The organism is Methylobacterium sp. Leaf102, from assembly GCF_001422425.1.
Classification (GTDB): domain Bacteria; phylum Pseudomonadota; class Alphaproteobacteria; order Rhizobiales; family Beijerinckiaceae; genus Methylobacterium.
Genome location: NZ_LMMX01000012.1, coordinates 274,755 through 287,400 on the forward strand (window position 1 = coordinate 274,755; position 12,646 = coordinate 287,400).

Here is a 12,646-nt window from a genome sequence, read left to right on the forward strand (position 1 = left end):
TTTTCGGGTGCGCCTCGTGCGATGCGTCTACCCCGGCCTACGGAAGGCCGGGGTTCTCGCACCGCCCATGGGGACGGTCAAGCCGAAAAACCGGACGCGTTCTTTAAAAAGAACAAAGTGAGCTTTGATCAGGCCTTGAGTTTGGCATGGAGCGCCTGCACAGCCGCCGCCAATTCCTGACGCCGCGCATCGGAGAAGTGCTCCGACACGTGGCGGGCCACCGCGTCCGCGAGGCCCTGCCAACTGTCGCCTGGAATGTAAGGTTGCTGTGGCGGCTCCGAGAACCCGACGGCAGCCTCCTCGTCCGTGTGAACGAGGTCCTCGAAGAAGTACGTGACCGGCACCCCGGTCATCCGGCTGAAGCTCTCGAGGTGGAGCGCGCTGATCCGGTTGGTGCCCTTCTCGTACTTCTGAAGCTGCGCGGCCGACATGCCGAAGCGCTCGGCCACCCGCTTCTGGGTCAACGACGCCTTCTTGCGTTGCTCGGCGATGCGCCGACCCACATGCACGTCCCGCGCGTCGGTCTTCTGGCCAGCCATTCTGCTCGTTCCGTAACGCGGCCTTCCACCGGATCTCGGAGGAAAAGCTCGGCCATCCCCCGCCGCGACGGGTAAGGGCCACGCGATCCCGCAAGTATGCGGCACGGGCTTCAGTGAATGGTGGCGTCCCCGGCAGGGCTCGAACCTGCGACCCCAGGTTTCATACCACTTCGGCTTCCGCCGCCGCCCCCTTGCGGGCACGTTCGTGGCCTGGACTATCCCTCCACCATGGGCTTCCGAGGAAGCCGTTAGGTGCCGCCCGTCTAGTCTCTACACCTTCCCGTCGCACGCCTCGCGGAGAACGATGGGCTTGGCTCGGGATCGGCGGGGCCCGCTGTGACACGGACCCTCGGGCTTTCCCCGAATTTGAGCGGATCCGCCGCGCGGTTTCCCCTCGCGGCGCCCAATTTGTGTCTAGGAAACCTGTGCTCTGTCCAGCTGAGCTACGGAGACTCACCGGCGTCTTCGTAACACCAACCCCGGATCTGGCCAACCGGGCTGCGCCGCTCCTGTTGCGGGGCTGCCGCAGGGCGGTCGAAACGACAGCTTGGGAACGCGCCGCGCTTGTCCTGCCTCCGCCATCTCCCACAATGCCCGCCGAGGCCACGGGGATCGTTTCACCATGACGGAGCAGCGGCGGCGCGGCGGCGCGTTCGGCACGCGTATCCTGGCATTCTTGATCTCCGGGGTCTGCGTCTCCGGGGTCTGCGGAGCGGTTCCCGCCATGGCCGTCGCACCCGAATGCAGGACCACTCCGTTCGGTACGACCACCCTGACTGCCGTCGGCCTCCGGGGCGAACTCGTCTTCGCATCCGGCGCCCGCGGGGTCCTCGACGGTCTGCGCTGGCCGGATAATCCTAAACTCGCAGGGGCTGCGGCCGCTTGGCTCGAGACGCAGCGGAGCGTTCCTCTCATCCTCGTGGCGCGTGGAGAGACCGATCGCTGGGGCCGCGCCCATGTCGACGCGAGCGTGGCGGACGGCGCCCTCGATCTCGCCGGCGGCCTCGTGGAAGCGGGCCTCGCCACCGTCGATGCCGGTGAGCGCGACAGCCTGTGTCGCCCCGGCTTGCTCGCAGTCGAATCCGGCGCGCGTCAGGCCGGGCGCGGCCTGTGGCGGGAGGCGGAGCAGGATGCCCAGGACGGTGCCGCCCTGAGACTGCGCCTCGGCGGTTTCGTGGTGGCGCGTGGGCGGGTCCTCTGGGTCGGCGAACGGCCGCGGCGGACCTATCTCGACTTCGCCCGGCGGGGCGAGGACGGACTGACCGTAACCGTGTCGAAACGCACTTGGCGCCAATTGCAGGAACGTGGTTTGAGTGCGGCGACCCTGCGTGGCCGTCTCGTCCGGGTTCGGGGCATCGTCGAGGTCTGGCGCGGCCCGACCCTTGATGTGGCGAGCGCGGACATGATCGAAATCCTGGATACGGCGCAGGGGCGCTGAACGGTATGACGCGGGCGCACAGGATCACGAACGGATTGGCGGCGCCCGCGGGCCGCACCGCCGGCGCATGCGCGACAGCTCTCCTCCTGTCGGCCCTGCTGTCGGGCTGCATCGGCGATCAGACCGGTGCCACCCTGCAGCCCGCCATGGTCGCCGTGCCGGCGGGGGCGCCGCGCGTCACCGGCCGCGAGCGCACCGCGTCCGACGCCGATCACGCCAAGCTGGTCGCGTCCTTCGGGGGCGAGTATCGCGCTCCGGCTGCGCTGAAACTCCTGACCGAGGTCACCGACCGGCTGGTGCGGGCCACCGACCGGCCCGAGGAGACCTATGCGGTGACCCTCCTCGATTCGCCGGTCATCAATGCCTTCGCGCTGCCGAACGGCCGTCTCTACGTCACCCGGGGCCTACTGGCGCTCGCCAGCGATACCTCCGAGATCGCCGCCGTCCTTTCGCACGAGATCGCGCACGTCACCCTGCGCCACGCGACGGCTCGCACGGAACTGGCGCTCCGCTCCCAGCTCGTGAGCAAGGTCGTCGCCGACGTCCTGAACGATCCCGCCACGGGCGCGCAGTTGCAGAGCCAGTCCAAATTCGCCCTGGCGCGGTTCTCCCGCGATCAGGAACTCGAGGCGGACGGCGTCGGGGTGAAGACCCTGGCACGGGCCGGCTACGACCCGTTCGGTGCCGGGCGCTTCCTGCGCTCGCTCAGCCGAACCACCGGCATGAAGACCGGAACCGGGCAGGCGGGCGAACCCGACATGCTCGCGACCCATCCGGGTACGCAGGAGCGCATCACCCTGGTGACGCGGGCGGCACGCCTCATCGGCGCCCCCGGCCTCGGGGTAGACGAGCGCGCGCGCTATCTCGCGGCGGTGGACGGCATCGCCTACGGCGACAATCCGGGTGACGGTCTGGTGCGCGGCCGCCGCTTCCTGCATCCCGGCCTCGGCATCGCCTTCGAGGTGCCGGATGGCTTCACCATCGAGAACACCCGCAACGCCGTCCTCGGCACGACTCCCGAAGGCAGCCGACGCCTCCTGTTCGATCAGGTGGAGAACCCGGCCGGACAGGGTCTCGAAGAGGTGCTGAAGGCGACCTGGAACGATGCCATCGAGCCCGGCTCCCTTGAGAACCGGGCCATCGGTGGAAATCCGGCCGTCACGGCCCTGTCGCGGGGCAAGGACTGGACCTTCCGCCTCGCCGCGATCCGCATGGGCGAGACGACCTTCCGGATGATCATGGCCGCCAAGGGCATGACGGACCCGGACGCGGCCTTCCGACGCTGGACGGAAAGCCTCGCGGCCGTCGGGGCCGCGGAGACCCAATCCCTACGCCCCTTGCGCGTGCAGGTGGTGACGGCCACGCCCACCGACACCGTGGATACGCTCGCGCAGCGCATGCTGGTGTCCGACCGGGCCAGCGACCGCTTCCTCGTCCTCAATGGGTTGGAGCGCGGGGCGACCCTGCGCATGGGCCAGGGTTACAAAATCATCGTCGAGTAGGCGCGCGGCGGCAGACCGGGCGCCAGTGCGCAGCGATCCGGTTTCGCGGATCGCAAAAACGCGCCATCGTCGTCACGCGAATCCGCATCGTGCGTCGCACGCCTTGCAAACCGACCCTGAGACTGTGCCATGCTCGATGCCCTCGGGAGCTTCCTCGACCGAAGCGACCTGTCCCCCCACGGCATCTGCCTGCTGTGGCGGCCGGAGCTGATCTGGACGCACGTCGTCTCGGATTTCGTGATCGGCCTGGCCTACTTCACGATTCCCGTGGCGCTCGGGGTGTTCGTCACGAAGCGCCGTGACGTCGCGTTCGGATGGATGGCCTGGGCCTTCGCCAGCTTCATCCTCGCCTGCGGCACCACGCATTTCTTCGCGATCTGGACCCTATGGGTGCCGGACTACGCCGCCGAGGCCTTGGTGAAGGCGTTCACGGCGGTGATCTCGCTGCTCACGGCGATTCTGCTCTGGCTGCTGCTGCCGCGCGCGCTGGCGCTCCCCTCCCCCGAGACCCTGCGCCGCGCCAATGCGGAACTCCTTGCCCGTGTCACGGAGCGCGATGCCGCCCTCGCAGCCCTCCAGACGGCGATCCACGAGCGCGAGCAGGCCGAGGCGATGCTGCGGCAGACCCAGAAGATGGAGGCCATCGGCGCCCTGACGGGCGGCGTCGCGCACGACTTCAACAATCTGCTCGGCGTGGTGATCGCCAACCTCGACCGCCTCGAACGCTTTTCCCTCGACAGCGGCGCCGAACGCGCGCGCACGAATGCCCTGAAAGGCGCCGAGCGCGCCGCGAGCCTCGTGCAGAAGATGCTGGCTTTCGCACGGCGCCAGCCCCTGCAGCCGACCCGGTTCGACGTCAACGGACTCATCGGGGATCTGACCGAGCTGCTTCGCGGCGCCCTGAACACCGCCGAGCCGCCGGAAATGGATTTGGCACCCGACCTGTGGCCCGTGCGCGTCGATGCCAATCAGCTGGAGAACGTGCTGCTGAATCTCACCGTCAACGCCCGGGACGCCATGCCGGAAGGCGGGCGGGCAACGATCCGTACCCGCAACGTACCTGCCGCCGAAGCGGGCGGTCTGGTCGGATTGCCGGCTGCCGATCACGTTCTGATCAGCGTCACGGACAAGGGTTGCGGCATGAGCCGGGAGGTCGCCGCGCGCGCCTTCGAGCCATTCTTCACCACCAAGGCCGTGGGCGAAGGCACGGGCCTGGGCCTGAGCCAGGCCTTCGGGTTCGCCAAGCAGTCGGGGGGCCATATCGCCATCGACAGCCGGCCCGGCGAAGGCACCACGGTGCAAGTCTACCTGCCACGCCATTTCGAGGCGGCGGCACGACCCGTGACGCGAATCCTCGAAGAGCCGACGCTGCTGACGACCGCTCTGCCCCCTCCCCGCTTCGCCTGACCGGAGCCGCGACACATCCCATGACCGAAACCGCTCCACGGGTCCTCATCGTCGAGGACGAGATCATGCTCCTCGAAGTGGTCGCCGCAGAACTCGAGGATGCGGGCTTCACCGTCTCCCAGGCGACCACCGCCGAGATCGCTCTCTCGTTCATCGAAAGCGATGCGGCCATCGACGTCCTGTTCACGGATATCCGTCTGCCGGGTGAAATGGACGGCTGGCAGCTCGCCGAAGCGGCACGCCGTCTGCGGCCCGGCCTCCCGATCATCTACGCGACGGGCTTTACCCAGACGCCGCCGCGCCTCGCGGAGGGCAGCGTGTTCTTCACCAAGCCCTACCGCGCCAACGCGATCATCTCCGCGATCCGCACGTTGGGCGGCAGCGGGCCTTAGACTCCCCAGGTCGCCCGCCCGAGGCTGTAGCCCTCAGGCCGCGGCCAGCGACAGCGACATGGATTCCTTCTTCATCAGCTCGCGGTAGAACCCGTCGAGATGCGTGAGCTTGTCGGGCGAGCCGTCCTGGATGATGCGGCCGCCTTCCAGCACCACGATTCGATCGAAGTCCTTCAGGGTCGAGAGGCGGTGCGCGATGGCGATGACCGTGCGGCCCTTCATGAGGTTGGCGAGGGCGTGACGGATCGCTTCCTCGGACTCGGCATCGAGGGCCGACGTCGCCTCGTCGAGAAGCAGGATCGGCGAGTCTTTGAGGATCGCCCGCGCGATGGCGATGCGCTGGCGCTGGCCACCCGAGAGCTTCACGCCCCGATCACCCACGATGGTGTCGAACCCTTCCGGCAGCGCTTCGATGAAATCGGTGCAATGCGCCGCGGCGGCCGCCTTCCACACGTCCTCGTCAGAGGCGTCGGGCCGGCCGTAACGAATGTTCTCCCGCAGGGTCCGGTGGAACATCGACACGTCCTGCGGCACCACCGTGATCGCCTCGCGCAGGGAGTCCTGCGTGACGCGGTGGATGTCCTGTCCGTTGAGGAGAATGCGCCCGCCCTGCGCGTCGTAGAAGCGTTGGAGCAGGGAGAACAAGGTGGATTTGCCGCCGCCCGACTTGCCCACGAGACCGACGCGCTGGCCGGGCTGGATGGCGAGGTCGAAGTCGGTGAACACGGCGCGCCCGTCGGGGTACGAAAAGGCGACGTGGTCGAACGTGATCTCCGCGCCGGTCCCCGACAGGGGCACGGCCTCCGGGTGATCGGTGAGATCGTGGGGTTGCAGCAGGGTGTGCAGGGCCTCCGACAGGCGGGCCGTGTGCTGGGTCGCGTCCACGAGGGCGACGGCGAGATCGCGGGTGGCGGCGAGGATGCGGATCCCGAGCGTGCAGACGAGAACCACCTGCCCGTTCGATGCAGCCCCCGCCTCCCATAGGGTGATGGCCCAATAGAGCAGTCCGAGCACGGCCAGCACGGTCAGGATCGCGTGCACGATACGCAGCTTCTCGAGATAGAGCAGCGACGAACGGCGCGAGCGCATCTCGACACCGATGGTCCCGTCGAAGCGGGTGTATTCGCGCTTGAACGCCGAGAAGGCGCGCACGAGGGGCATGTTGCCGACGAGATCCACCATCTCACCGTCGACGGAAGCCGCCTTGGCGGCAAAATCGTGGTGCAGCGGCTTACCGGCGGCCGCCATCTTGAACATCAGCAACACGACGGCGGCGAAGATGCCGGCGAGCACCAGGGCCATCGTGAGGCTGACGGTGCCGATGTAGAGGATCGACAGGAAGGCGGCGACGCAAGGCGGCATCACGTTGAACACGAACATGTTCTCGACCGTGAAGATCGCGTTCGAGGTCGCGGTGATGCGCGAGGCCAGGGTGCCGGGCTGGCGATCGGCGAAGAACGAGGGCGAATGCCCGGTCATGTGGCGGAACAGGTCGCGGCGGATGTCGCCGGTCACGCCGACGAACGTGAACGACCCCGTGAGGCTGGCGACGCGCCAGAGCATGTTGTCGGCGGCGATGAACGCGACGAGCAGGGCGAGCGCGCCCCAGATCAGGCCGGCCTCGGGCCCCTTGCTCAGGGCATCGACGACCCCCTTGAGGGCGTAATCCGTGCTGACGGAGAAACCGACGGCGCCCAGCACGGCGCACAGGATCACGAGATGCGGCAGTGCCCGGCGGCGCAGGTAGCGCGCGACGAAGGCGAACGGCCTGTCTGCATAGACGCACAGGTCTTCCATCGCGGTGACAATCCCGTTTTCCAGCAGACCCGCGCCTGCCGTCCCTCGAACGAAGCCCGTGCGCGATCCGCACGCGACTTATGTGCCCCCAAGGATCGCAACGCGAAGCTCGGTCGAGCGTTGCACGCTAACGTCCAGCTTCGTCCGTTCTCAAGGAAGAAACCTGAACGCGGCTTGAGCGGCAAGCGAATTCAATGCCGCCCAGTCCCCACCCCGGGGATTAAGCGACGGTGGACCGTCGGGTCTCGGGCATGATCAGAGCGATCATCACGAAGCCGGCGAAGCCCACCGCGGCGAGGCCCAGGAAGGCCGAATGGCTCCCCAAGCGATCGGCCATGATGCCGGCGAGCGATGTGGACAGGGCGGCCCCGATCCCCATGGCCGTGCCGACGGCACCGAGCGCGAGGTTGAAGCGCCCGGTGCCCCGGGTGACGTCGGATACCACGAGGGGCACCATCACGCCGAACACCGCGGCCGAGATTCCGTCGAACACCTGGATCGCCACGAGGAGTTCGGGGCTGCTGGTGTAGGCGAACAGGAGACCGCGGATCGGCAGGGCGGCGAACCCGATGAGGAGGAGCGGGCGGCGGCCCCAACGCTCGGCGGCGCGCCCGACGGCCGGCCCCGAGACTGCGAGCACCACCTGCGGAACGACGATGCAGGCGGCGATGAGGGCGGTCGCGGTTTCGCTGGCGCGCAGGGTCAGCATGCTGCCCACCAGGGGCAGCATCGCCGCATTGGCGAGGAAGAACAGCATCATGCATCCGCCGAAGCACATCAGTGCCCGATTCGCCAGCAGGGCGCGGACGACACCGTCGCGCCGGGGCGCGACGGCCCCAGGGGCGGGACCCGGCGCCTTGGCCACGGTCACGGGGCCGATCTCGTCGGCCCGGATGAACGACAGGGCCACCAGCGTTGGGATCATCAGGAAAGCGGTGAGGTAGAACACCGCGTCGTTGGAAAGATAGTAGCCGCAGGCTCCCATGCCGGCGGCGGCGACGGCGTTGCCCAGGGCCGAGAAGCTCGCGTTGCGCCCGAGGCGCTCACCGGCCCGGGCATGGCCGACGAGACCGATGCTGATGGCGGCGATGGCCGGCGTGAGGATGCAGCTCGCCGCCGAATGGGCGGCCATGGCCAGAATGACGATGAGGAAGTTCGGCCACATGGCCAGGGCGAAGGCGCTGAGCGCGATGGCGACGACCGAGAAGCCGGCGGCGAAGCGGAGCGACCGCATGGCATCGACGAAAGCCCCGCCCGGGACCTGACCGAGCAGGCTGACGAGGCTGCCGATGGTCAGCGCGAAGCCGATGTCCGACTGGGTCCACTTCGCCTGGGTGAAGTATACGGCGAGGAACGGCCCGAACCCCGTCTGGAGGTTGGCGACGAAGAATGCGAACCCATCGAGGCCCTGGCTGCTGGTGCGCGAGATCGCCTTCATGTCGGCGGGACCCTCCGCGGCATCGGCCAGGGCCTCGCGCCGAGGCATCGGGCGCGGCCGGAATTCGGACCGGACGACCTCCCTCGGCTTGAGGGGGCGCCGGTCCTTCGGGAGGGGAACCGTCATTTGTCCGGCGTTCTCTCTGCCGGTTTCTCGGGCATCTTCTCGGCGGTCGGAGCCGGGGGCGCGACGGGCGCGGCAGCCGGGGCCGCAGCGGGTGGTACGGGGGCGGCAGCCGGCGGCTCGCCCTCGGGGACAGCCGGGCTCGCCGGCCCAAGGACCACGATGGGCTCGCCCGCCTTGTATTCCGGCGAGACGCGGACCTGATTCCGGGACAATTGCAGGACGAGGCGCGTCGGCTTGCCGTCCGAGGTGAAGCGCATGGAGCGCCAATCCACCGCGATCTTGCGTGAGCCGACGCCGAGGAAGCCGCCGAAATCGATGATGGCGGCGCGGGGGCGGCCGTCCTTGTCGAGGATGATGTCGATGATCCGGCCCATGTCCTCGCCGGTGGCGCTGCGCACGGCCTTGCCGAGCACGCCCTCGTAATCCGCCGTGTCGAGGACCGTGGCGGGAGTCCCCGTGGGCAGAACCGGCGCTTGGGCCGGAGCCGGGTTCGCAGCGCCCGTCGGAGCAGGTGCCGGCTGGACGGAGGTCGGCGCCGGGGGCGCCTGCGGTGCAGGCGGAGCGGCCCCATTCGGCCCTGCGGGCGCAGCGGGTACCTCGGCGGGTTTGCTGCCGGGGGGCGTATCCTCGGCGAAAGCGGAGGCGGCCCCGAGGCTGATCGTCGTCGCGGCGATCATCCGGACAAATCTGAACACGTGCGTTCCCCGAGCGATGATCGCGCCGGCCCTTGGACAGGACACGGACCCATCCGGCGGGTTCCCACAACGGAGCGGGTCCCATGTCCGGGTCTCGTGTCACTGCGCAACGACCAAGGCGAAGTTGTGAAGGCGAGATCCGGCAAGGACCATCGGCCAAAAATCTGTGGGCAAAAACCGGGCCGACTCCGCGGATCCGCGCAGGGTCCCGCACAGCTCTGCCATTCCGCCTTGCGGTTCGCAATCGGCCAATTCGAGGGCCTAGTGCGGCTGCGTCCCAGCGCCTCGCGGCGCGGTCACGGATCTCGCTGGAATCCGATCTCCCGACCTATGTCGTCGGGATCGATCCGCCTCGTCTGGTTTTCGTCAAACCCGCGTCGTACACACGCGAAACTTCGCCCAGACCCCACCGTGTGGGGGTGCCCGATCGTCCGAGGACTTGAGCCGATGCCCTTCATTCGAAACGCCAGCGCCGCGGCGCTCCTCGCCGCAGCCCTCGCGGGCTGCCAGGCGCTCGGCAGTAGCGGCGGCGTGATGCCGGAGAGCGATGTCGGCCCGCCGCCCTCGATGCGTGGCTCGGTCCCGAACGCATCGGGTCCGCGCTCGGCCCGCGTCGATGCCGATGGAAACCAGATCCAGACCACGCCGACGCGACGACTCGATCTGCCTCGCTCGGCAGGCGGCGTCGCCCGCGCGTCCGCGTCGGAAGAGCGGCGCATTCGCCGTGAGGACATCGAAGGCAGCGCGGACGGGCGTTCGGGCTCGGGCAGCGGTGGAATGACCCCCAGCCTCGGTTCGGGCGGCGTCGGCGTCGGCGGCAAGTTCTGAGGCCACCCGGGATCTGCGCGTCCAAGGGCTGGCGCTCGATGCGCCGGCCCTTGTCCTAAGGCAGTTCAGATCGCGGAGCGACGGCCGCCGTAATAATCGTCGAGGCGTCCGCCGAAGGCGGGATCGGCGAACGGATCTTCGCCGGCCCCGTGCGTCGGAGCTCGGGCGAGGGTATCCTTGTCGATGTCGACGATATACCCGCCGAGTTCGACGCTGTAACGCAGCGAGCGCCACGGCAGCGGATGGTAGCTCTCACCGAGACCGAGGAAGCCGCCGAACGACAGGACCGCGTAGGCGACCTGTCCCGAAACCTTGTCCACCATGAAATTATGCACGGTGCCGAGATGCGCGCCGTCCGCGTCGTAGGCCGCCGTACCCTCGACCTTGTCCGAGGCGATGAGGCGCGGCGTCTCGTCGATGGCGACCCCTTCGCCCTTGGGATCGAGTTCGAGGGTCCCGGCTGGCCTGATCGGGCGCTCATTGGGAAGATCGGTCGGCATTTCGTCGCTCCGGGATGTCTGGAACGGCAAACGCGCGAGCGCCCCGCCCCGGTTCCCGGATCGCTCTCCCCGGACGGGTGCCTCAGATGTACCCGGCGCCGTGCGGCGCGTCCGAGACGGTGCCGGACTCGGACGCGATGACGGCTCCGAGACCGCCGATGAGAGCGAGGGCCGCACAGAGGGCGAGGGCGAAGACGGCGATGATCATGGCCGGACCCTCGGCCTCGGAGGCTTAACCGTCCGTTTCCGGAAGGCGCAAAAGCCGCGTCGGGCGGTCGATCCATCGAGGGCGAAAATTAGTTCGTTCCTCGCGGGCAAGGACGAACCGCGTAGTCCGCCGCGCACCCTCGGCTGAAGCCGGCCGTATTCCGGCGAGGTCGGTCGCCGCCGGAACAAGGGATCGCCGTAGACCTCCGCCCTACCGGCCGGCGTTGCGAGAATTCGAGAAAACCATTGCAAGTCATGGCCTTGGCTCGGCATCGCGCGAGCGCTACCGCCCGCTGGAATCGCTGGCTTCGCGCTCGGACAAGGCAAAGTACAACGCCGACACCGATCAAGATCTCGAATGTGCGCCTTGAACTTCTCCACGTGCGCCGGGAGCGATCCTGTTGATAGGGCGCGCTCCCTGTGGACGGCTCCCAAGCACAGGGCGGATTTCCCTTGGAACGGTCGCAACACTGCTTAGTTGTTGCAGCTATGCGCTCCGAGGCCACGTGCCGTGGGCGTACCGGCGCTCGCTGCCGAACCTCTGGAGGAAATCCATGGCCAAGACCACGACCAAGAGTGCCACCAAGAGCGCGGACAAGAGCGCCGCGACTGGCGACGAGAAGCCGGCCGCCGAGAAGACCGCCGCAAAGGGCAAGAAGGTCGCCGCCCCCAAGGGCGAGGGCGCCAAGCCGAACGCTCTCCAGCAGCCGCTCAAGCCGTCGCCCGAGCTCGCGGCCGTTGTCGGTGATGCCGCCCTGCCCCGTGGCGAGGTCGTCAGCAAGGTCTGGGAATACATCAAGAAGCATGAGCTTCAGAACCCGGAGAACAAGCGCGAGATCCTGGCCGACGACAAGCTCAAGAAGGTCTTCGGCAAGGATAAGTGCACGATGTTCGAGATGAACAAGCATCTCGCCGCCCATCTCAAGTCCGCCTGATCCTGCGGGACGTCGCGCCGGCCCCGAACACGGGCCGGCGGCCGATGCCGGACCGAGCCGTCGCGAGGCCGTGACCCTCGCGACGATGGGCATACTGTCGGCCGGATTTTCCGCAACGGGTAGCCAGCCGTTATTCGCCGAAACGACGGCCCACCCGGCGCCTTTCCGGCAGATCGCCATGGTGCTGTTTCCGGGGATGACGGCCCTGGACGTGGTCGGGCCCCAGGCCCTTTTGGCTGGTCTCGCGGGTCCGAATTTCCATCTGGTGGCCGAGCGGATCGGCCCCGTCGCCAGCGATACCGGACTCGAGATCGTCGCGACCGCGGACTTCGAGACCTGTCCGCGGGACCTCGATGTCCTGATCGTGCCTGGCGGCGATGGAACGCCCGACCAGATGCGCAATGAGCGGCTGCTCGCTTTCCTGCGCGATCGCGCCGGGCGGGCGGACTGGGTCACGAGCGTCTGCACCGGGTCCCTGATCCTCGGCGCGGCGGGCCTGCTGACGGGATACCGGGCGACTTCGCACTGGTGCGTCCGCGATCGGGTCCTGCCCCTCTTCGATGCGATCCCCGTGGATGAACGGGTGGTGTTCGACCGCAATCGCGTGACGAGCGCCGGCATCTCGGCCGGTCTCGATTTCGCCCTGGCGCTGTCCGCGCGCCTGCGCGATCCGGACTACGCCCGGACCAGCCAGCTCGTGGCGGAGTACGCACCGCAGCCCCCCTTCGTGGCCGGCACGCCACGCACTGCCGGCCCCGCGATCACGGCTTCCGCCACCGGCATTCTGAAGGATCTGATCGAGGGCTCGCTCGCTGCTGCCCGGGCGCGTTGATGGCCCTCGC

General features: G+C 68.4%; 13 protein-coding genes. 7 read left to right on the top strand and 6 right to left on the bottom strand.

Annotated elements, in window-relative coordinates:
* Nucleotides 1-128: 128 nt before the first annotated feature.
* On the bottom strand, nt 129-539 hold the full coding sequence (locus ASF27_RS09445) for a helix-turn-helix transcriptional regulator (protein ID WP_056260689.1): 411 nt from the start codon (nt 537-539) through the stop codon (nt 129-131).
* Nucleotides 540-1,161: 622 nt separating this feature from the next.
* Here ASF27_RS09445 and ASF27_RS09450 point away from each other — a divergent pair.
* From ASF27_RS09450 to ASF27_RS09465, 4 genes are all read left to right on the top strand, one after another.
* Entirely contained in the window at nt 1,162-1,977 is an 816-nt protein-coding gene (locus tag ASF27_RS09450) for a DNA-binding protein (protein WP_082478919.1), read from the top strand.
* A 146-nt stretch (nt 1,978-2,123) separates the two neighbouring features.
* A complete protein-coding gene (locus ASF27_RS09455) occupies nt 2,124-3,479 on the top strand; it encodes a M48 family metalloprotease (protein ID WP_244480966.1) in 1,356 nt (451 codons plus the stop codon).
* Between the two features lie 129 nt (nt 3,480-3,608).
* Nucleotides 3,609-4,886 (top strand): ATP-binding protein, encoded by a 1,278-nt coding sequence (locus ASF27_RS09460; RefSeq protein ID WP_056170190.1) that lies wholly within the window; start codon nt 3,609-3,611, stop codon nt 4,884-4,886.
* A gap of 20 nt (nt 4,887-4,906) precedes the next feature.
* Nucleotides 4,907-5,278 (top strand): response regulator, encoded by a 372-nt coding sequence (locus ASF27_RS09465; protein WP_056170193.1) that lies wholly within the window; start codon nt 4,907-4,909, stop codon nt 5,276-5,278.
* Nucleotides 5,279-5,311: 33 nt separating this feature from the next.
* Here ASF27_RS09465 and ASF27_RS09470 read toward each other — a convergent pair whose 3' ends face one another.
* The 3 genes from ASF27_RS09470 to ASF27_RS09480 all read right to left on the bottom strand — a co-directional run bounded on the left by ASF27_RS09470 (nt 5,312) and on the right by ASF27_RS09480 (nt 9,316).
* Nucleotides 5,312-7,075: an ABC transporter ATP-binding protein gene (locus tag ASF27_RS09470; protein WP_056170195.1), complete on the bottom strand. Its 1,764-nt coding sequence runs from the start codon at nt 7,073-7,075 to the stop codon at nt 5,312-5,314.
* Nucleotides 7,076-7,295: 220 nt separating this feature from the next.
* A complete protein-coding gene (locus ASF27_RS09475; RefSeq protein ID WP_056359527.1) occupies nt 7,296-8,639 on the bottom strand; it encodes an MFS transporter in 1,344 nt (447 codons plus the stop codon).
* A complete protein-coding gene (locus tag ASF27_RS09480; protein ID WP_056260696.1) occupies nt 8,636-9,316 on the bottom strand; it encodes a PRC-barrel domain-containing protein in 681 nt (226 codons plus the stop codon). The genes ASF27_RS09475 and ASF27_RS09480 overlap by 4 nt, the downstream gene beginning before the upstream one ends.
* Nucleotides 9,317-9,781: 465 nt before the next feature.
* On the opposite strand from ASF27_RS09480, the gene ASF27_RS09485 reads away from it, so the two are divergent.
* Entirely contained in the window at nt 9,782-10,162 is a 381-nt protein-coding gene (locus ASF27_RS09485) for a hypothetical protein (protein ID WP_056170204.1), read from the top strand.
* Between the two features lie 65 nt (nt 10,163-10,227).
* Here the strand turns inward: ASF27_RS09485 and ASF27_RS09490 are convergent, their stop codons facing one another.
* Complete coding sequence (locus ASF27_RS09490; RefSeq protein WP_056260698.1) at nt 10,228-10,662, bottom strand: PRC-barrel domain-containing protein; 435 nt, start codon at nt 10,660-10,662, stop codon at nt 10,228-10,230.
* Nucleotides 10,663-10,744: 82 nt separating this feature from the next.
* Nucleotides 10,745-10,870 carry a hypothetical protein gene (locus tag ASF27_RS23395; RefSeq protein WP_274533785.1) on the bottom strand — a complete coding sequence of 42 codons (126 nt, stop codon included), beginning with the start codon at nt 10,868-10,870 and terminating at the stop codon, nt 10,745-10,747.
* A gap of 553 nt (nt 10,871-11,423) precedes the next feature.
* On the opposite strand from ASF27_RS23395, the gene ASF27_RS09495 reads away from it, so the two are divergent.
* Together ASF27_RS09495 and ASF27_RS09500 are read left to right on the top strand one after the other, a co-directional pair.
* A complete protein-coding gene (locus tag ASF27_RS09495) occupies nt 11,424-11,804 on the top strand; it encodes an SWIB/MDM2 domain-containing protein (RefSeq protein WP_056170210.1) in 381 nt (126 codons plus the stop codon).
* 178 nt (nt 11,805-11,982) lie between these two features.
* Nucleotides 11,983-12,636, top strand: a complete 654-nt coding sequence (locus ASF27_RS09500) for a DJ-1/PfpI family protein (protein ID WP_056359530.1) — start codon at nt 11,983-11,985, stop codon at nt 12,634-12,636.
* The last annotated feature ends 10 nt before the right edge of the window (nt 12,637-12,646 follow it).